The 20,773-nt window shown below is 34.6% G+C and carries 18 protein-coding genes; 7 read left to right on the forward strand and 11 right to left on the reverse strand.

Going from position 1 to position 20,773, the window contains the following annotated elements; genetic code table 11:
* Positions 1 to 23: 23 nt before the first annotated feature.
* Together CIG1485E_RS03140 and CIG1485E_RS03145 are read left to right on the forward strand one after the other, a co-directional pair.
* Positions 24 to 1,328, forward strand: coding sequence for an ATP-dependent DNA helicase (locus CIG1485E_RS03140; protein ID WP_038453633.1), 1,305 nt, complete (start codon positions 24 to 26; stop codon positions 1,326 to 1,328).
* On the forward strand, positions 1,325 to 1,786 hold the full coding sequence (locus tag CIG1485E_RS03145) for a hypothetical protein (protein WP_038453635.1): 462 nt from the start codon (positions 1,325 to 1,327) through the stop codon (positions 1,784 to 1,786). Before CIG1485E_RS03140 ends, CIG1485E_RS03145 begins: the two co-directional genes overlap by 4 nt.
* On the opposite strand, the gene lolA is transcribed toward CIG1485E_RS03145, so the two are convergent.
* Positions 1,783 to 2,298: a LolA-like outer membrane lipoprotein chaperone gene (gene lolA / locus CIG1485E_RS03150; protein ID WP_038453637.1), complete on the reverse strand. Its 516-nt coding sequence runs from the start codon at positions 2,296 to 2,298 to the stop codon at positions 1,783 to 1,785. The two genes, CIG1485E_RS03145 and lolA, sit on opposite strands and share 4 nt — an antisense overlap.
* 133 nt (positions 2,299 to 2,431) lie before the next feature.
* Here lolA and secA point away from each other — a divergent pair, with 133 nt between their 5' ends.
* Together secA and CIG1485E_RS03160 are read left to right on the forward strand one after the other, a co-directional pair.
* Positions 2,432 to 4,993 carry a preprotein translocase subunit SecA gene (gene secA, locus CIG1485E_RS03155; protein WP_038453639.1) on the forward strand — a complete coding sequence of 854 codons (2,562 nt, stop codon included), beginning with the start codon at positions 2,432 to 2,434 and terminating at the stop codon, positions 4,991 to 4,993.
* Positions 4,994 to 6,178, forward strand: coding sequence for an ABC transporter permease (locus tag CIG1485E_RS03160; protein WP_038453641.1), 1,185 nt, complete (start codon positions 4,994 to 4,996; stop codon positions 6,176 to 6,178).
* A gap of 2 nt (positions 6,179 to 6,180) precedes the next feature.
* On the opposite strand, the gene CIG1485E_RS03165 is transcribed toward CIG1485E_RS03160, so the two are convergent.
* The 6 genes from CIG1485E_RS03165 to mqnE are packed head-to-tail and all read right to left on the reverse strand — an operon-like array spanning position 6,181 to position 12,049.
* A complete protein-coding gene (locus CIG1485E_RS03165) occupies positions 6,181 to 6,813 on the reverse strand; it encodes a prepilin-type N-terminal cleavage/methylation domain-containing protein (protein WP_038453644.1) in 633 nt (210 codons plus the stop codon).
* A 21-nt stretch (positions 6,814 to 6,834) separates the two neighbouring features.
* Positions 6,835 to 8,034 carry a membrane protein gene (locus CIG1485E_RS03170; RefSeq protein ID WP_038453645.1) on the reverse strand — a complete coding sequence of 400 codons (1,200 nt, stop codon included), beginning with the start codon at positions 8,032 to 8,034 and terminating at the stop codon, positions 6,835 to 6,837.
* Positions 8,015 to 9,163 carry an MFS transporter gene (locus CIG1485E_RS03175; protein ID WP_038453647.1) on the reverse strand — a complete coding sequence of 383 codons (1,149 nt, stop codon included), beginning with the start codon at positions 9,161 to 9,163 and terminating at the stop codon, positions 8,015 to 8,017. The genes CIG1485E_RS03170 and CIG1485E_RS03175 overlap by 20 nt, the downstream gene beginning before the upstream one ends.
* 10 nt (positions 9,164 to 9,173) lie before the next feature.
* Entirely contained in the window at positions 9,174 to 9,614 is a 441-nt protein-coding gene (locus CIG1485E_RS03180; RefSeq protein WP_038453650.1) for a phosphoribosyltransferase, read from the reverse strand.
* Positions 9,615 to 9,622: 8 nt separating this feature from the next.
* Positions 9,623 to 10,954: an NCS2 family permease gene (locus tag CIG1485E_RS03185; protein WP_038453652.1), complete on the reverse strand. Its 1,332-nt coding sequence runs from the start codon at positions 10,952 to 10,954 to the stop codon at positions 9,623 to 9,625.
* 9 nt (positions 10,955 to 10,963) lie between these two features.
* On the reverse strand, positions 10,964 to 12,049 hold the full coding sequence (gene mqnE / locus CIG1485E_RS03190) for an aminofutalosine synthase MqnE (protein ID WP_235183863.1): 1,086 nt from the start codon (positions 12,047 to 12,049) through the stop codon (positions 10,964 to 10,966).
* 112 nt (positions 12,050 to 12,161) lie between these two features.
* Between mqnE and CIG1485E_RS03195 the strand changes: the two genes are divergently transcribed.
* Genes CIG1485E_RS03195 through CIG1485E_RS03205 form a run of 3 tightly spaced genes read left to right on the forward strand, consistent with a single transcriptional unit; the run spans position 12,162 to position 17,421 of the window.
* On the forward strand, positions 12,162 to 14,684 hold the full coding sequence (locus tag CIG1485E_RS03195) for a [protein-PII] uridylyltransferase family protein (protein WP_051870907.1): 2,523 nt from the start codon (positions 12,162 to 12,164) through the stop codon (positions 14,682 to 14,684).
* Between the two features lie 29 nt (positions 14,685 to 14,713).
* A complete protein-coding gene (gene glmS / locus CIG1485E_RS03200; RefSeq protein WP_038453657.1) occupies positions 14,714 to 16,531 on the forward strand; it encodes a glutamine--fructose-6-phosphate transaminase (isomerizing) in 1,818 nt (605 codons plus the stop codon).
* A 32-nt stretch (positions 16,532 to 16,563) separates the two neighbouring features.
* Positions 16,564 to 17,421: a cache domain-containing protein gene (locus CIG1485E_RS03205; protein WP_051870908.1), complete on the forward strand. Its 858-nt coding sequence runs from the start codon at positions 16,564 to 16,566 to the stop codon at positions 17,419 to 17,421.
* Here the strand turns inward: CIG1485E_RS03205 and CIG1485E_RS09585 are convergent.
* From CIG1485E_RS09585 to CIG1485E_RS03225, 4 genes are read right to left on the reverse strand one after another with little or no spacing between them, the layout of a single operon-like run.
* Positions 17,401 to 18,543 carry a sensor histidine kinase gene (locus CIG1485E_RS09585; RefSeq protein ID WP_038453659.1) on the reverse strand — a complete coding sequence of 381 codons (1,143 nt, stop codon included), beginning with the start codon at positions 18,541 to 18,543 and terminating at the stop codon, positions 17,401 to 17,403. The two genes, CIG1485E_RS03205 and CIG1485E_RS09585, sit on opposite strands and share 21 nt — an antisense overlap.
* Positions 18,536 to 19,195, reverse strand: coding sequence for a response regulator transcription factor (locus tag CIG1485E_RS03215; protein ID WP_038453662.1), 660 nt, complete (start codon positions 19,193 to 19,195; stop codon positions 18,536 to 18,538). Before CIG1485E_RS03215 ends, CIG1485E_RS09585 begins: the two co-directional genes overlap by 8 nt.
* A 52-nt stretch (positions 19,196 to 19,247) precedes the next feature.
* Positions 19,248 to 20,207, reverse strand: a complete 960-nt coding sequence (nrfD, locus tag CIG1485E_RS03220) for an NrfD/PsrC family molybdoenzyme membrane anchor subunit (protein WP_038453664.1) — start codon at positions 20,205 to 20,207, stop codon at positions 19,248 to 19,250.
* Positions 20,200 to 20,766: a 4Fe-4S dicluster domain-containing protein gene (locus tag CIG1485E_RS03225; protein WP_038453665.1), complete on the reverse strand. Its 567-nt coding sequence runs from the start codon at positions 20,764 to 20,766 to the stop codon at positions 20,200 to 20,202. Before CIG1485E_RS03225 ends, nrfD begins: the two co-directional genes overlap by 8 nt.
* Between the last annotated feature and the right edge of the window lie 7 nt (positions 20,767 to 20,773).

A 20,773-nucleotide genomic window follows, 5' to 3' on the forward strand; every position in this document is an offset into this window, starting at 1 on the left:
TATAACAAAAAATAGGAACTGTTTTGCTATATGAGATTTTAGAAATTTTAAGTCGTTCAAATTTGTTTTTAACTGGTGGCGGTGGTGTTGGCAAAAGCTACATCACCAAAGAGATCATTCACGCATACAAAAAAGCTGGAAAAAACATAGTCATACTTGGAAGTACTGGCATAAGCGCAGTTGGGATAGGTGGCGTGAGTTGTCATAGCTTTTTTAAATTTGGAATATCTTCAAATTTCGAAGAGCTAAAACTGCTTGACCGCAAGCAAAGAGGAAAATTAAGCGAACTAAAAAAGATAATAGAAAGCTGCGATTTGCTTATCATCGATGAAGTTTCTATGATAAGTAGCGAGCTTATGGAGATGATAAATTATAGGCTGATTTCGTTTAAATTTAGGGGTAGGATTTTGCTTGTTGGGGATTTTTATCAGCTTCCGCCAGTGAAAAAAACTGATCCAAATGCACTTTTTAGTTTTAATTATGCTTTTAGTTCATCTGCTTGGAATGGCTTAAATTTATGCAATGTAGAGCTTTTGCTATCTAAAAGAACTAGCGATTTGAAGTTTTATGAGCTACTTTCACGCATTAGAATAGGTGAGATTGATAGTGAGATTTGTGAGTTTTTAAATAGCAGACTTGTTGAAGAAATCCCAAATGATATGACTGTACTTTTTGGTAGGAATTATGACGCCGATAGACTAAATGAGCAAAGGCTTAGCCAAATAGATGCCAAGCTTGAAAATTTAGTCGCTAGTGTGGATATTTACGATACCAAGTTAAGTGATCAAGCGATTGATAAATGGATAAATAATCTAAACTCACCTTATGAGCTGAAGCTAAAAATAGGCGCTAAGGTGATGTTTTTGGCTAATAAATGGGGCGAATATTTTAATGGCGAGCAAGGCGTGGTTGTGGATTTTATCAAAAATGAAAATATAATTCAAAGCATACTAGTCAAAAAGGATAATGACGTTATCATCGAAGTGGAGCCTTGTAAATATGAGCTTTATGATTTTGGATTGGACGGCGATGAGGTTACGCAAAACATTAGAGCGAGTTTCATGCAATTCCCACTAAAACTAGCTTACGCCATTACGATACACAAATCTCAAGGCATGAGCATAGAGCGTTTTGCTTGTAGTTTGGATCATATATTTGCCAACGGTCAGCTTTACGTGGCGCTTTCAAGAGCTACTAATCCAAATGGGCTTTATCTTTATTATGGCAAAAGTGCAAATTTTCAAAATTACTTAAAAAGCGTTGTTAAAATCGATAATGAAGTTAGGGATTTTTACGAAAATACTAAATTTATAAAGGAAAACATATGAAAAAAATTCTTTTATCGCTATGCGTGGCAATATTTGTATCGGCAAACACAATCAGCATAAATGACTTTCAAAGTGATTTGTACTCAAAATCTGGTGCAAATAATATGAAAAAAATCTCAATGAGCCTAGATATACAAACAAGACATGATGACGCAAATAAAGCCGCCTTGCTTGATAGTATAAATATCATAGTTAGTAGCTTTTACGCTGAAGATATGCTAACCTCGCTTGGCAAGGAAAATTTCAAAAAAACACTTATAAAATATGCTTCAAAAAAACATGGAATAGAGATAGAAGAGATCTATATAATCAGCCTAAAAATCGTAAATGAAATAGACATAGAAAAGATAATCAAAGCTATAAAAGATAGAGATTTGTGCGGTGAAAAGACGTTAGCTCCAAATGACATAACAAAGGAGCTAAATAAAAATTTTGGTAATGATTTTGGTGAGAATTAGTTTGTTAAAATATCATAATACTCTGGAATCTTTGGCTCTAAAAGCCCCTCATTTATGGGTTCGTCTTTTCTAGTTTGGCTAAGGGAAATATCTACTTTATTGTCTAATTTATCAGTGTAGCTTATTCTTGCTGGAAGAGAGTTTTTGACTGTGATAATGTACTTTGTATCATCATACAACGCTTCAAATTTATCATTTGAGATTTTTTTCGCACTTGATAAAATATCGGTTAAATTTGGAGAGTTTTTAAGATCAGTTAAGATAGCTTGCTCTAGCTCTGGTTCTAGTATAGTCACTCTTCCGTAGTTGAAATATATAAGCTTTTTGATAGGTTCTTTGTAATGCCAAAATGCTCCAATATCTTTTTTAGCTACAAAATATCCACTATATGTTATCTTTTTTGTTTGGCTTTGGACTGTTTGAGTAAAGTTGCTAGAAAGTGTTGTGAAGCTAAGCTCGTTTGCTACTAACCAGCTAGCTAAGACGCATAAAACTACTAAAAATTTTTTCATTTTTTACCTTATTTATTGATTTTTTAAATTACCATATTTTACCCAAAATAACCTAATAAAAATAGCCATAAAGAAAAAATTTAACCGTTTTTAGATAAAATATCAGACTATAAATTTAAAATAAGGTTGAGTGATGATAACAGCTATTGCAAGAAAGATTTTTGGCACTAGAAATGATAAGGAAGTAAAGAAATATTTCAAGCGAGTCGCTTTGATAAATAACCTTGAAAACAAATATGCAAATTTGAGCGATGATGAGCTTAGGGCTGAATTTGACAAGCTTAGAGCTGATTTAAATAGTGGTAAAGTAACAAAAGATGATATATTAAACAATGTATTTGCGATAGTCAGAGAGACTAGTAAAAGAACTTTAAATATGCGTCATTTTGACGTGCAATTAATAGGTGGTATGGTCTTAAATGATGGCAAGATAGCTGAAATGAAGACTGGTGAGGGTAAGACTTTGGTTGCCACCTTGCCAGTTGTGCTAAATGCTATGGACGGCAAAGGCGTGCATGTAGTGACAGTGAACGACTACCTTGCAAAAAGAGACGCCACTCAAATGAGTGCGATTTATAACTTTTTAGGTCTTAGCGTGGGAGTTGTGCTTGGTGGCGAATATGACGATGAGAAGAGGAAAGCTGCCTATAATAGTGATATAACCTACGGCACAAACAATGAATTTGGCTTTGATTATTTGCGTGATAATATGAAATTTGAGCTTAGCTCAAAGGTGCAAAGAGAGCATAACTACGTAATCGTCGATGAGGTCGATAGTATCTTGATCGATGAGGCTAGAACGCCACTTATCATCAGCGGACCAACGAATCGCACACTTGATGGATATATCAAGGCTGACGCAGTGGCAAGACAACTAGTAAAAGGTACTCCAGCAGCCACTCCACAAGAAAAAGCAACTGGAGATTTTACTGTAGATGAGAAAAACCGCACCATAATGATAACAGAAGCTGGTATCTCAAAAGCAGAAAAGCTCTTTGGCGTGGAAAATCTCTATGACCTTGATAATGCCATTCTTAGCCACCATCTAGATCAAGCTTTGAAAGCTCACAATCTATTTGAAAAAGACGTGCATTACGTAGTAAGAGATGAGCAAGTAATAATCGTAGATGAGTTTACAGGACGTTTGAGTGAGGGAAGGAGATTTAGCGAGGGTCTTCACCAAGCACTTGAGGCAAAAGAGGGTGTCAAAATCCAAGAAGAGAGCCAAACTCTAGCCGATATTACATTTCAAAATTACTTTAGAATGTATGAAAAACTCTCAGGCATGACAGGAACTGCCCAAACAGAAGCTACTGAGTTTTCTCAAATTTACAAGTTAGATGTTATATCAATCCCAACAAACGTACCGATAAAAAGAGTTGATAAAGATGACCTGATTTACAAAACCGAAAATGAGAAATTTAAAGCTGTAATTGAAGAAATCAAAAGAGCAAATGCCATAGGTCAGCCTGTGCTTGTAGGAACTGCAAGTATAGAAAAGAGTGAAGTTTTCCATAAAATGTTAGCCAAAGAAAAAATCGCTCACTCTGTTTTGAACGCTAAAAACCACGAAAAAGAAGCTCAAATCATCGCTGAAGCTGGTGCAAAAGGCGCAGTAACGATAGCTACAAATATGGCTGGACGTGGTGTTGATATCCGTATAAGCGATGAGATTAGAGCTATAGGTGGGCTTTATATCATAGGAACTGAACGCCATGAGAGCCGCCGTATCGATAATCAGCTAAGAGGTCGTGCCGGACGTCAAGGTGATCCTGGAATGAGCCGTTTTTACCTAAGTTTGGAAGATAGTTTGCTTAGAATTTTTGGTAGCGATAAGATAAAAGCTATCATGGATAGGCTTGGCATAGAAGAGGGCGAAAGTATCGAAAGCAGACTTGTCACAAGAGCTGTTGAAAACGCTCAAAAGAAAGTCGAGAGCTTGCACTTTGAAAGTAGAAAACACATACTTGAGTATGATGATGTGGCAAATGAGCAAAGAAAAACAATCTATAAATATAGAAATGAGCTTCTAAATCCTGAGTTTGATCTAAAAGATAAGATTATTTCAAATAGAGATGATTTTGTAAAAACACTGCTTGATACTGCTGAGATATTTGACGGTGCGTTAAGTGATGAATTTGATCTAAATAAACTTGTAAATGTGGTTTATAGCGAGACTGGATCACAGCTTGGTGAAGATGAACTAAAGGGGCTAACTCACGCAGAACTAGTCCAAAAGGTCGCAGACAAACTAGCGAGCGATTATGAAGAAAAGATGTCACCTATAGATGATGAACAAAGAAAAAATATAGAAAAAGTTCTTTACTTGCAAGTCGTGGATAACGCTTGGAGAGAGCATTTGTATCAAATGGATATATTGAAAACAGGCATAGGACTTCGTGGATATAACCAAAAAGATCCGCTCACTGAGTATAAAAAGGAGAGCTACAATCTATTTATGGAGCTTGTTAGCAGGCTTAAAAATGAAAGCGTTAAAACCTTGCAAATCATAAGATTTAAAGCAGCTCCTGCGGCTGAAGAAAATCAAGAAGAGAGCCAAAGAGAAGAAGCCGGTAAAGAAGAAGCTCAAAGCTCAAAAAAAATAGCTAGAAATGATCCATGCCCTTGCGGAAGTGGTAAAAAATATAAAGAGTGTTGCGGCAAAAGTGGCCCTAAAAAAGGGATTTTTGCTTAAATGGTAAAGTATTTACTCTTAAAATATCTAAGATTTGATAAAACACAGCCTTTTATCAGCCTTTCGGCTTTGCTTGCGTTTTTAGGCGTAAGCATTGGGCTTATGGTGCTTATCGTGGCTATGGCAATAATGAATGGTTTTGATAAAGAATTTGAGCGAAAACTCTTTACTATGAACTATCCTATCACAATCATGAGCCACTCTAAGGCAAATATAACAAATTTAGATGTAGAAGAGTTAAAACTAAAGTTTCCAGAGCTTAAATTTAGCCCATACATAAATGCTCAAACTATCGTAAAAAGTGGCAACTCTATGGAGGGTGGGCTTGTTTTTGGTGTGGATTTTGAAGATGAAAGACAGATAAATTCAGTCATAAATGAAGCCTTAAAAGGTCAAATTCCAAGTGGTTTTGAAATCATCATTGGTAAAGGTATGAAAAATGAACTTGGAGGCGATGAAAAGGTCACTCTGATCTTTATGCAAAACGATCCGAGCGGGTTTTCTGTCGTGCCTAAGATGAAGAGATTTAGCGTAGTTGGCGACTTTAGCTCAGGTCTTATAGCTTATGATAAGGCTTATAGTTACACTGATGTAAATGCACTTAGAAAAGTCCTTGGCTATGATTATGGGACTTATGATGGCATCCATATTTACTCACAAAATCCAAGAGCTGACATAAAAAAAATAAACGAAACTCTTCCTATAGGCAAAAGAGCCATAGGCTGGTGGGAACAAAATGGAAACTTTTTTAGTGCTTTGGCGCTTGAAAAACGGGCACTTTTTATCGTTTTGATGCTGATTATACTAGTAGCAAGCTTAAATATCATAAGCTCACTTCTTATGACAGTGATGAATCGTCGCCAAGAAATAGCCTTATTGTTAGCCTTAGGAGCTAGTAAAAGCGAGATAAAAAAGAGCTTTTTTGCTCAAGGATTAGTGGTTGGCGGTAGCGGAATAGTTTTCGGTCTTGTGCTTGGGCTTTTTGGAGTGTGGTTGCTTGGAAGTTTTGATATAGTAAATTTGCCAGCTGACGTGTATGGAAGCAGTAAGTTGCCTATGGAATTATCGCTAATAGATCTTGTGATGATAGTGGTTGGAGCGATCTTTATCGTTGCTTTTTCATCATATTACCCAGCTAAAAAAGCCAGCAATGTCGATATCTTAACAACTCTTAGAAATGAGTGAGTTTATAGGGTACATTTAGCAGTATCAATATAAGCATAGCCGGTTCTTGATGTAACTTTTATATTGATACACTCTGTTTTTGTTGAAATTTTGATTGAGCAATCACTTGCAGCATTTTGATATGCGTTTGAATTTGATTTTATATTTCCTTTATACGGTCTACCTAACTCATCAAATGTTATTCTTTTACTTCCACTTACAGAGCAACCGCTAGAAAGAGTAATATTTGTTATTCCATATTTTTTAGTTAAATTTAACTCTGGACTTGGATTTATGGTAGAAATTCCAGAGTGTCCAATTGTAAGCATTTGATCTGGTTTCAGTGGATTTTTAGCTATCTCTTTACCATCTGGATTTCCACTGTATGTCGGTGAATCTGAAAATATAGTATATGTTTGCTCCCCATTATAAGTATTAAAATATATTTGCCATCTTGATTTATACCAATTCGCATCTACTGGATTAAATTTATCATCAACCATAGCAAGGTGCTGAGTGTAGCGAATATGGCTGAGGATCTGATCGGCTGCTAGCTGGAGATTATTTCTATCAAATCTAGGCATAGCAACACTTGCCAACACGCCGATTACCACGATGACTACAACTAATTCTAATAATGTAAATGCTTTTTTCATAATCTCAAGTATATCATAAATTTACTGGGCTTTGCAAATGTAATATCTGGCTATGACTTTGTCAAATTTAGTGATTTTGATTAAACTATTGTCGCAACCATCTTGCCTTTTTTGGCTAAGGATATATTCATTTCCTTTTTTGATACCGTAAAACTGGAGTCTGATAGCCATATCGTAGTTTGTTTTCACAGCGTGGATCCTAAGCAGTTTTAGCCTATTTGCAAGGTCTTTTGCGACATCATATTTATAAACAAAATGTTTTTTGGGGTCATCTAAAAACAGATATATGACGCTATGAAATATACTCGCAAATGAATTTATGGCTAAAAATGATAAAACTATAATGGTGCAAATCTTATGTTTAATCCTAAATTTAGGCAGTCTAACTCTATATGAGTTGAAAAAAACTTTCACCATGAGTGGGGTTAAAATCACGCAAAATGGCAAGAACATTTCTAGGCTCTGTTTTTGTCTGATAGATAGCAAGGAGCATACACAAAATGCAGTCGTGCTGATAAACCAAAGTAGATTTTTATCTTCTTTTATCCAAATTCTATAAGTCGTGTAGATAAAATACAAAAATACTAGTGGCGAAAACACAGCGGCAAAAACGCCTAATGTGTCTATCAAATACCCTTTTGGTTTTCCATCAGTTTCTAATCCAAAAAGCCAAAACCAAATAACAGCAGCGATAATTCCAGTTGCGAGGCTTAGTTTTTGTTTTTTGTATAAGCCAAATAGAGCAAGTCCTATGTATAAGCTCACAAATGATTGGCTGATAAAAAATGATAAAACAATGCAAACAATCATTAGTATAGGCAAACTTTTTTGCTCAAAATATATAATCAAAAGTGTGATAAGTATGATAAAACTAGCTTCATTTACAAGTATCGCGCTGGCTAGTACTCCTGGTAAAAACATATATAAAACAACGCAAATTAGCCTATCTGTGTATCTTTTGAGATATAAATTTGAGATTTTGTATAGCAAAATGATATTAAAAAAATGAGCTATGAGAAATGGAAGCCTTAAGGCATAATCGTTTTGCCCAAAATAAGTGGTGGATAAATTTATGATTTTGTGTAAAAGAGTGTCGCCTAAAAAAAATATTTTTGCTTCATCATAGCTTATGCTAAGGCTTGAAATACTAAAGAGCAAAAGGGCTAAATTTAACCCTATAATCGCAACTAACCATAATAGATTAAACGCTCTGTTTTGCATACTTTAGCACCAAAATCATGACAAGCGACAGACTACTAATAGCTGTGATAAGCGTAAGAAACGCGCCCCAGCCGCTTTGCATATAAATAAATCCTGGCAAAAAGCTACCAAGCGCCCCGCCAGCGTAATAAAAACTCACATAAAGCCCGTTTGAGATGCCTTTGTGTGACTCTGCCATTTTGTTTATAAATCCACTTGCTACAGAGTGGGCGATGAAGTTGCCGATACAAAATACAAGCATAGCCACGAACATCACTAAAAAACTCTCAAATCTAAAAATTTGAAGAGCGATTAAGAATACTATAATTCCAAATATTATGGCGTTTTGAGCCGTGCGAAAAACTGCGACTATTTTTTTTAGATTAAATGATATCAAAACTCCAAGAACATACCCGAAATACATCATTCCAGTCTTGCTGCCACTGTATTCGTTGCCTAAATTTGTAAGCTCAAATGGTATGAAATTTAATATAGCTTGAAATGAGAAAAAGATACCAAATATCATCATGTAAATGTATAAATTATGTTTTATTTTTAGTATGTGGATTATGTCTTTTAGTTTTGGTTTTATGAAACTAGCGCTGATACTGCTGCTAAATTTGAATACCAAAAATGCAGCTAGCAAAAGTAAAATCCCTACCATTATAAAAAACACTCTCCAGCCAAACAAATCTGTAAAAAATCCGCTAAAAAATCTACCTAAAAATCCGCCTATGATAGTAACGCCTATGTAGGCTCCTATGGCACTTGCGACGTTTTCTTTGGTTGATGCAGTAGAGATATAGCTCATGATTCCAGTCAAAACCGCTGGGACTAAGAGCCCTTGAAATCCACGGATATTAAGCATCCAAAAATACGAGCTTGAAAGGCTAAAAATAATCTCACTAACCCCAAGAAGTAAAAATGCTAAAATAAGAAGTTTTTTGATCGCCACTCGCTCAAGAATATATCCATAAAATATGCTTGCAAAAGCAAGTGGCGTCATCATAGAAGTCGTAAATAGCGTCGCCTCAGTCCTACTTATGCCAAGCTCGACTTCAAAAACCGGACCTATTGGCTGAGTTGCATAAAGCACGCACAAAGTAAGCCCTGTGCAAAAGTACATAACCAATAGTTCTAGCCTATTCATAACTATCCTTTTAATCTATTCTTTCCCAAAAAAACTCTATCCAGTCATTAGCCTCTTTGACGCTGTAGTCTGGTATGAGAAGTGCTTTTGACTTGTAAAAAATAGTAGCGATTTTTAGCTCTAAATTTGGATATTTGCTTAAAAGCTCTCTTTTTATAGCGACAATACTCTCTCCGCTATCTACCATATCATCGACGATAAGCACTTTTTTAAATTTACTTAGATCTGGTACATTAAAAATATTGATAGTGTCAAGTTTTTTTGTATCTTCATAGTGAATTGAGTTTAGACAAAAGCAGTTTCTATTATTTAGCTTCATACTTATAGCGTGAGCTAGAGTCAGTCCACCCCTTGCCACTGCTAAGATAACTTCTGGAGCGAAGTCATTTTGGATTTTACTAGATAAGACTTTAACGTCTTTTTCAAATGATGAGTAACTATAATATGTCATAAATTTCCTTAATTTGCACCGATTAATTTACCAAAAAATGCTGGTGCTGATGTAACTAAAAATGCTAATAAGCTAATAAGTGTTAGAGTTATGATACCTGAGTTTATATCTTCCCACTTCCTAAGGACTAGTTTTACAATAAAATACGATATGAAACCAATGCTTAGACCAACTGTGATAGAGTAGGTAAGTGGCATAAGCAAAACTGTCAAAAATGTAGAAACACAGATTGCTGGGTCATTATAATTTACCTTGCCAAGTTCGCTAAACATAAGCACGCCGACCATCACAAGAATAGGATATATGGCATTTGCTGGAATAGCGCTAAATAGTGGTAACAAAAATAGCGTAAATATAAATAAAAGTCCAGTAAATACTGCTGTTAGTCCAGTTTTGCCACCAGCTTCAACACCGCTTGCACTCTCAGCAAAAGCTGTAATCGTGCTAGTTCCTACGATAGAGCCAGCCACGCTTGCTATGGCGTCGCTTTCTAGGTTTTTAGCTAGTTTGTGAGTGCCTTCTTCATTGTGTTCGTCAAATAAATTTGCTCTATTGCAAACGCCTGTAAGCGTGCCAACTGAGTCAAAAAGGTGAGTTACAAAAAATGTTATGATAGCTGGAATGAGAGCTAGTTTTAATGCATCTAGTATGTCAAGCTGCATAAAAATAGGGCTTATTGAAGCTGGAGCTGAGAAAAACTCTTTTGGAGCGTCATAAATCCCAAAAACCCAAGCAAAGATAGAAGTGACAATAACTGAAAGTATAAATCCACCTTTAAGCTTCAAAGCCCAAAATGATATGATAGAAATAAGCCCGATGATACCGACAAAAACCTTTGGATCGCTAACGTTTCCTATAGAAACTAAAGTCGCTGGATTATCTACGATGAAGCCCATTTGCTTAAGCCCGATAAAGCAGATAAAAGCTCCGATACCAGCACTTATAGCTCGTCTTAGATCGATTGGGATGTTTTTCATTATCCATATACGAAAATTTGTAAAGCTAAGCAAGACAAATATAATCGCACTCAAACAAACTACGCCAAGAGCTGTTTGCCAAGGTATTTTCATGCCTATTACAAGTCCATAAGTAAAGTAAGCATTTAGCCCCATTCCAACGCTCAGTGCGACTGGAGTGTTTGCCCAAAAGCCATTAAATATACAAGAGATTATCGTGATAACCGCAGTTGCTGTCAGAAGTGCGTCTTTTGGCATTCCAGCATCTCCCATGATAAGCATATTTACTGGCACAATATACATCATGGCTAGAAATGTAGTAAGCCCAGCATTGAACTCTTGCTTGACAGAAGTATTATTTTCTTCTAGTTTAAAAAAATTCACTCATTCCCCTTAACTATAAATTTTTATCTCATTATACAAGCTATCGCGTTCAACTGGCACAAAGCCACTTGTTTGAATAAGCTCTATAAAAGTCTTGATATTTTGTCCGTTTTTGCTTTTTGCTCCTGCGCTGCTTTGGATACTTTCATTTTCTATCGTACCGTCCAAATCATCAGCGCCAAATTCTTGGGCTACAAGGGCTAAATTTAGAGTAGAAGTCGCCCAATAAGCCTTTATATGTTTGATATTATCAAGCAAAATCCTGCTAATTGCCATAGTTTTTAGTATTTCTGCCGAGCCCAAAATCCCGTCTATTTTTAAGTAATTATTATCTCTTTGATAAACAAGTGGGATAAATGCGTTAAATCCGCCGCCATTTTGTCTTTTTAGGCTCTCATCTTGCAAATCTCTAAGCCTTAAGATATGATCTATTCTATCTTTTTTACTTTCTATGTGCCCAAAAAGCATAGTAGCGTTGCTTTGGCGACCTTTTTGGTGCCACAATGAATGGATTTTTAGCCAGTTTTCGCTACTTACTTTGCCTTTGCAGATTTTTTCTCTTACATTTTCGGCAAATATCTCAGCACCACCGCCAGGCATGCTATCTACGCCGTAACTTATCATCAAATTTATAGTCTCTTCATAGCTTAATCCATGTTTTCTTTTGAGATAGTCGATTTCGGCTGCGGTCATTGCTTTGACATGCAAAAATGGATATTTAGTTTTTATCATTTTAAAGATTTCAAGATACCATTGCCAAGTTACAAATGGATTGTGAGAAGATACGATGTGGATCTCTTTTGTACCGTTTTTGACGGTGTTATCTACGATTTGCATTATTTCTTCGTGGGTCATTGTGTATGGATTATCATTTTTGCGGTGAGCTGAAAAAGCACAAAATTTACAAGTATCAGCGCATAAATTTGTAGGATTTATATGGCGATTGATGTTAAAATAGACCTTATTTGAGTTGTATTTTTGTCTTATGGAATTTGCATATTTACCAAGTGTAAAAAGATCCATTTCATAAAGCTCTAAACCATCATCAAGACCTAATCTAACGCCATTTTCAAGCTTATCAATTATATTCATTATTCAAATTTACCTTTTTAAATTTAAGGGTTAATTATACGCTAACCCGACTTAAAAAAGCTTTTTTTTTGGATTTTTTTGATAAAATTTCTGAAATACATTTTGGCGGGGTTAAATGGCTAGAATAAGCAGTATAAAACTTTTAAAATCAAAAGATGAAGACGATATCTTACAAAGCTGTAAAGATAATGTTTTAAGGTGTAAAAATAACTTAAAAAAACAGTTTGCAAAGCTTGGCGGAAGAAGCTTTGGAGTGTACCAAAGCAAAGAGATAGATAACTTTTTTAAGTGTGCGTTTGAGGCTGTAAAGATAAAGTATTTCGACTCTTTTGCTCCAGATGATGACCAAATTCCAATAACAGTTATAGCCATAGGAAGCTATGGAATGAATGAAATGAGCGTTAAAAGTAGCATAGATTTTTTTATCTCATACAAAAATGTTCCAGGATATAATGTAAGGCTTATAGTAGAAAGCTATATCAAAATTTTAAAAGATATAAATTTATATATAAACTATAAAATTTATGAGATAGATGAGATGTTTGATCTGCTAAAAGGCGATATGGAGCTTAAAACTATGTTTTATCAAATCCGTTTTGTCTGTGCGTCAAAACAGCTTTATAAGCTCACAAGAGATAAGATAAATGAACTAAAAGAGTACAAAAAAGATGAATTTATCAAATTTCATTTAAAAGAATTAGCACCTTATGACAGGATTAAACTCCTAAACCAAAAGCCAGATTTAAAAAAAGGTTATGGTGGATTTTACGATTATAAAAGGATTTTTTGGCTTTTAAACTCAATTGATGATAATACGCCAAAATCACACGCCCTAAAAGTCATAAGCGAAAAAGAGATTAGCGAGATAAATTTAGCTGCTGATTTCATAAGCTCACTAAGATCGGCTCTTCATATAAGTGGTGGAAGCGACGAGCTAAAGAGTGAGTTTTTGCACGAGGTTTGCGATGTCATGCAAACTAAAGAAAAAAAGATGCTAGGCACTGATATTTTGCTAGTTACGAAGGCATTAACTTGTATGCAAACTATCGGCGTGTATTCAAGATACCTTGCAAAATCACTTTTTTACACTCATTTTAGTTCAAATTTAAGCTTTTTCCAAAAAAGAGCTTCTAGGCTCAAAAACGGCTTTTATAATATTTCAAGCACGGTTTATGTCCCAAAACACGCAAAATCAAAAGAGATAGGTGCTCTGATAAAAGATATAAACAGACTTCCAGATATTGAGCTTAAATTTGATATAACAACCATATTTTATATGAAAAGATCGCTCATCAAAAAAGATAGCATAGAAAAATCTTTGCTTGAGTTTAAAAAGATATTTCATAGACAGCACTGTTTTGGGATATTAAACGCTTTGCTTGATGCTGAGCTTTTGTTTTTGTTCGTTCGTCCAATGGAGCATACAAGGCATTTAGCGCAGCTTGATGACTATCATAAATACAGCGTTGATGAATATAGCTTGCTTTGCGTTTATCATCTTGAAAACATAAATGATAAATTTATAAAAAGCTTGCATGATGACCTTTGTAGCGACGGCAAAACGCTGATAAAACTTGTCGCATTGATGCACGATGTGGGAAAAGGGCTGAGTGGCGATCATCTCATAACTGGAGCAAATATCTTCAGAGCTTACGCAAACAAGCTAAAACTAAGCCCAAAAGCCATAAATATGGGTATCACGCTCATTAAAACTCATACTTTGATGAATAACGTAGCAAATAGAGAAGATATTTACAATGAGCAAGTTATACTGAATTTCATCTCAAATTTCCATGACAAACAAGCTATAAAATTGCTTTATATCCTTACTTATTGTCAGATTAATGCGACAAATGATGGCTTTTACAACTCATATAATGCAAAACTTTTAAGAGAGCTTTACGAGATAGCAATGAGTAGTTTTGATAAAAGTGAGGCAAATTTGCTTGATGAGGCTTCAAGAAGAACCAAAAAAATCGCTCTTATCAAAAAGCAAAAAGAGTTTTTGGAGCTTAGCAAAGATAAGCAAGAACTAATATTTTCTATACCTTCAAATTTATTGTTTATCAAATACCCGCCAAGCGAGATTATACGTATAGCGCTTTTTGCTGATAATTGCAGCAACATAGCCATAAACACAAATAACAAAGATGGCTTTTGTATAGAAATCATCACCAAACGTGGCTGGAACGTGTCTATGGTGCTAAGTAAATTAGCCCACCTAGACCTTGCTTATATGGAGATATTTGAGCTATTTGATAACAAATGCTTCGTCAAGCTTGAGTACAACAATCCAGCAAGCATAGCTGAAATGCAAAATTTAGAAATCATCATTATGGCAGCACTTTGTGATAAGCAAAGGGCAAATACCACAAAGCCAGTTATTTTGGAAAATGAAATTAGCTTTGATATTAATCATTCTGAAATTTATGCTAAAATCAACATCAACGCAAAAGATCAGCGTGGTTTGATGGCTTATATTTTAGAAGTGTTTGAGGAATTTGATATTAAGGTTGCTAATGCTAGAATTCAAACCATTAAAAATAGAACCAGAAATCTGTTTTTGATACAAAAAAGCGATAGCTTAGAAGCAAATTATAAAAAGATCTTAGACTTGATAGTCACAAAAGATCAGTAAATTTAAGTAGATAGATAAAAAGGAAATTTATGTGTGGAATAGTTGGTTACATAGGATCTAAAGAGAAAAAATCAGTCATAATAGGCGGCTTAAAAGAGCTTGAATACCGTGGGTATGATAGTGCTGGAATGGCCATCATGAGTGGCGAGTGCTGCAGTGATATACATTATTTTAAAGCAGTTGGAAAGCTTGAAAATTTATCAAATAAAATGAGCGATTTTAGCAGTGAGGGTTTTGGTGTGGCTATAGGTCATACACGCTGGGCGACGCACGGCAAACCAACAGAGATAAACGCCCACCCACATCTTGGCGAATATAGCTTCGTGATACACAATGGCATAATAGAAAATTATAAAGAGTTAAAAGATGAGCTTGAAAGCCAGGGGGTTAAATTCATCTCTCAAACAGATACTGAAGTCATCGTTCATCTTTTTGAGAGATACAACAAAACAGCTAAAAGCCCATTTGAAGCCTATAAACAAACAATAGCAAGACTAAGGGGAGCTTACGCTACTTTGCTTATCACAAAAGCAGCTTATGGTGAAGTGTTTTTTGCCAAAAATGCAGCTCCGCTTATCGTAGCTAAAAATGGCGATGAGATATATTTTTCTAGCTCAGATGCGTCACTTATCGGTCTTGGAAAAGAGGCAATGTACCTTGAAGACGGCGTCATCGGACACGCTAAACTAGGAGCTATTGAGATTTTTGATAAAAACCTAAAAGCCTTGCAACTATCATTTACAGAGCTACCAAAGGACAAAGGATACGCTCAAAAAGATGGTTATAGATTTTTCATGGAAAAAGAAATTTACGAGCAAAGTCAAGTCATCAGCGAATGTTTGATGGGTAGAGTTAAAGATGATAATGTAAATTTAGAAGTGAGCGATGATGTTTTTGATGGTATAGATGAGGTTGTGCTTTGTGCTTGTGGTACGAGCTATCATGCCGCAATCACTGCTAGTTATTTGTTTGAGAGAATTGCCAAAATCAGAGCCAAAGTCGAAATCGCAAGTGAGTTTAGATACAAAGAGCCGCTTTTAAAACCAAACTCACTCTTCATCGTCATATCGCAAAGTGGCGAGACAGCCGATACCCTTGAGGCCTTAAAAATCGCAAAGGAGCATGGCTTAAAAACAATGGCGATTTGCAATGTTGATAACTCAAGTATAGTTAGGCTCGCTGGTGAGGTTATGCTGACCCGTGCTGGAATAGAAAAGGGCGTAGCAAGTACAAAAGCGTTTGCTACTCAAGTCATTTGCCTATGGCTTTTGAGCTTAAAATTAGCCAAACTTAGAAACGTGATAGATGAAAAAACAATGCTTAATGAGCTAAAAGCACTTAGAAATATTCCAAGCGTGGTACACTTTGATCCAAAACTTCAAGAGAGGATTTACAGACTTGCTAAGCATTATTTGCATGGTCATGGATTTTTCTTTATTGGGCGTGATATATTTTATCCGCTTGCCTTAGAGGGCGCTTTAAAGCTAAAAGAGATAAGTTATTTGCACGCTGAGGGCTATCCTGCTGGAGAGATGAAGCATGGGCCAATTGCCTTAGCTGATGATGGCCTTTATACTATAGCACTTTTGCCTTCAACTCTTTTGTATGAAAAAACCAAATCAAACGTCGAAGAGCTAGCTGCAAGGGACGCGAATATCACAGCTATTAGCCCAGTTGCATTTGAGCTTAGTGATGATTTTATTCAGACAAATACGTATGAGCACCCTATGAGTGAGTTTTTTGAGATGATGATAGTGCTTCAGCTTTTTGCTTTAGAGATTTCTATCAGACTTGGAAATGACGTGGATATGCCAAGAAACCTTGCAAAAAGCGTTACTGTAGAGTAAGATTATTTGTGAGATAAATTTAGGAGAAGAGATTGGGTAAACTTTTTAAAATATTTTTTATTTTTATATCTGTTTGCCTAGTCGTGTTGTCTGTTTTTTACTATGGTTATTTGCAATCACAAAAAGAGCAAACCATAAAAAAATACTTTGATTTTAACTCAGAACTCATGGCTAGATCTTTAGAAAATGAACGTCTAAATGCTCTAGCCATATCTATACTTCTTTCAAAAAGTGATACTATAAAAAACTGCTACGTTACACAAAATCATGAGATATGTATGAACGCCGCAAAAGAGTTTATCGGTATCATTGGACATATTCCAAAGTATAAAGATGTCAATATACATATGCATAATGCAGATGTCATAAGCCTTGCAAGAAGCTGGGATGATACTAAATTTGGTGATAATCTTAGTGGCTTTAGATATATGCTAAATGATATCAAAAACAATATGCAGCCACTTTCTGGCATAGAAGTCGGAAGATGTGGAATGTTTATACGTGGGATTTCTCCTATATTTTTTGAAAATAAATTTATGGGGAGTTTGGAAGTAATGCTGAATTTTTCAGCCCTCGATGATGTTGCTAAAAATCAAGGACTAAATATATTCATACTTTTAGATAAAAGCTTTGATAGTGATTGTATACAAGATATAGATAAAAATTTGCTAAAAAATCATTATATATTAAACCAAAATATATCAAATGTAAATTTACTGCCAAATTTACGGAGATTTAACTATGAAAATCTAAAATTTTCTAGACTTGGCGATGATTATTTCTACTCAAAACCACTAATAGACATATCTAATAATAAAATTGGATATATAGTCTTGCACTATAATGATAACGTCATATCCACTTCTAGACTAGAGAGAATTCTTAACTAAAGAATCGATAAGTTTTTCTTTGAATAAAGAGATTTTATAAGTAAATTTGCTACCTTTTGTTGGGATTGATTCGACATTGTATTTTATGTTGTATTTATTGCAAATATTTAAAACTATATTTAGTCCAAGACCAAACCCGCCTTGAGATAGATCCTCTCTCGCATATCTTTGCCATATAATTTTAGTATCTTTTATGCCTTTTCCATAGTCTTTTACTGTAAATACTGCTTGATTATCTATCTTATCTAGATAAATTTCTATTTTATTTGCGCTTTTTGAATATTTTATAGCGTTTGATATATTGTTGTCTATGAGTCTAGTAAGCTCTATCTCGCTCATAAAAACTTTTAAATTTGGAGTTATTAAATATTTGATTTCTATATTTTTTGACCTTGCTATCGTGGTTAAAAATCTAACTCTTTGTTCTAAAAACTCTGAAAAGTTTATAACTTTTTTTGGAAAATTTTCGTATGAGTGTTTGATAAAAAACTCAACATCTTCATAGGTTATCTTCATCTGTTTTAGAGCTGATTTGATTCGATGTGTATTTTTGTTTTTTAGTTCTAACATCTCTAAATTTATGGTGGCTACTCCAAGTGGAGTCTTTAACTCATGCATTGCGTCATTAAAAAATGAGTCCATTATCTTTTTTTGTTTCTCGTGAATTTTGAGCGTACTGTGATATACGAAGTATACTGATATAAAAATAACGATGATCGTACTAACAAAAAGCAAGGCGCCAATAAGGGCTATTTTGTACCAGTTTTGCTTTTTTGCTACAACCAAAAAATGTAGTTTTTTATCTAAAAATAGGGCAGTTTTATAGTATATAAATCCACTATTTACCAAGACTTGGAAGTTTAAATTTGCTGGATTTTTGCTTAGTTTTGAGATGATGATATTTTCGTTGCAGTCATAAAGGGCAAACTCATATATCAAGCTATCTTCATTTTTTAGATTTTGTATATTTTGCTCTAAATAACTGCTTTTGTTTGTAAGCAAGATTATGTCTTTGTTTTGCTCGTTTTTTATGCTTAAATTTATGGTTTGAATACCTTGCGCTACAAATAAAAGCATCAAAATAAGCGTAGCAAGGATTGGGATTTTTATCTGATTAAACATTTATCTTATATCCCATGCCTCTGTGAGAGATGATAAAATCATCACTTGTTTTATTTCTTATGTTTTTTATATGCATTCTTATTCCAGCATCGTCTATCTCTTTATCTTCCCAAATTTCGTATTTTATATCATCGATACTTGAAAACATTCCAACTCTGCTGAGTAAAAACTCTATCAAATTTATCTCTTTTTGGCTTAAATTTACTATATTTTGACCGTTTTTTATCTGTTTTAAATTTGTATCATAATCAAAATTTTTTGCTATTTTGATTATATTTTTGTCATCTTTTGAGTAGTATTTTCTCATTAGCTCATTTACGCGAAATTTTAATTCTGCTAGATTAAATGGCTTTTTGAGATATTCATTGCAGCCTAGCTCATATCCTGTGCTTATGTCTTCTATGTTTGTCAATGATGTCATTATCATGATTGGGGCTTGTAAATTTAGATTTTTGGCATATTTCATAACTTCATGTCCTGAAATTTCAGGAACTTTTATATCTAGTATCAAAAGATGATAGCTATTTTTTGCTATTTTATCGCAAGCTTCTATGCCATCACTTGCCTCATCTATCTCATATCCTAAGTTTTCTAGATACTCTTTTACGCTTATTTGGTATTCGTAATCATCTTCGAGAAGTAAAATTTTCAAAACTAACTCCAATCTGGCAAACTAAATTTATGCCAGATTGTACTTAAATATTTTAAATAAGAGCTTGTCCGCCATAAACGACGTAATACCTTAGTATTATAACTCCAACTAAAACTACTAAAGAGTTTATAACTATATAAAGAGGTTTGTAGGCATGATTTTTGAGTGCTGTAGCAGCTATCAAAACTGGTAAGAAGAGCCCTACAAAAACAACTCCTATCCAAAATACTGTGCCATAAAATGTATCGCTAAGTGCTAGATTGGCAAACTCTTTAGCACCTCCAAGATATAATCCTAAAAAGAGTATTATCAAAAGCGGTATCTCAAATAAAATAGCTCTTAAATCAAGCACGAGCAAGTATTTGATACTATCTTTGTTTAATGAGCCTTTGAAAAATAACATTCCTATAAGTATATTTGCAGCAATTCCACTTGAAAATCCGGAAACTAAAAATAAAATAGGCAAAATAGGGGTGTTCCACAAAGGAATTTTTTCTATCGCACCAAGTAAAAATCCAGTATACATAGCAACACAGATTGCAAGAACGAATAGTATGTATTCTATATTTTTTGATATTTTAGCAAATGACCTGATAAATTTAGTCAAAGGTCGCAAAACGGCAAAAATCTTATATTGCTCTATCTCTTTTTCAAATATCATCATTGCAAACAAAAATGCAAATGGAGTGTAAGCCAAAAGGAAGATAACACCTATACTCATGACTGATGTTATATTATAAGTTATAAGCAGCCAGTAAAAACTAAGTGGCTTTCCAAGATCTATGATAAGAAGCAAAAGACCAAGACAGATAGTAACTGGTCCTATGATAGCTCCAGCTTTAACCATTGCGTCCCATATCGAGTTTGCATTGTCTTCGTGCTTATTCCATTTGACTAATAAAGCAACCATAATACTTCCAGCACTAAGCCCTGCTAAAAATAGATAAATAGCAATGGGCCAAGGCCAATAAATCGCATCAAATTGTGCTGTGCTTCCCCACATATTATTCATAGCGTCCTCCTTTTGTGTTTTTTATAAATCCAAGTCTTGGTTTTGTATTTAGGTAGGCTTTTGGGTATTCTATGCTTTTTTTAGCTATGAGTTTGCTAACCTCGCTATTTTGATCCAAGGCATCGCCAAATACCAAAGCATCAGTAGGGCACACGCTTACACAAGCTGGTTCTTTGCCTTCTAAAAGCCTGTTTTCATAACAAAATGTGCATTTTCCTATAGCTTTTGTGATAGGATCAACAAATCTTGCATCATAAGGACAGGCTAAAATACAGTATTTACAGCTAACACAAAGCCTGTCATCTATGAGAGTTATGCCGTTTTCTGTCTTAAAACTAGCCCCAGTAGGACATACAGATACGCAAGGACTATCTTCGCACATCACGCAACTATGTCTTGTATAATCACTTTTTAAATGAGGAAATGTTCCACTCATTTTTATATGAACTTGAAGCCTATATACATCATCTGGGACTTTGTTTTCGTTTCTACAAGCTACAGAGCAAGCTTGACAGCCTATACATAAATTTTCATTATGAATCATTACAAATTTTTTCATATTTTAC

This window comes from Campylobacter iguaniorum, assembly GCF_000736415.1.
Classification (GTDB): Bacteria; Campylobacterota; Campylobacteria; order Campylobacterales; family Campylobacteraceae; genus Campylobacter; species Campylobacter iguaniorum.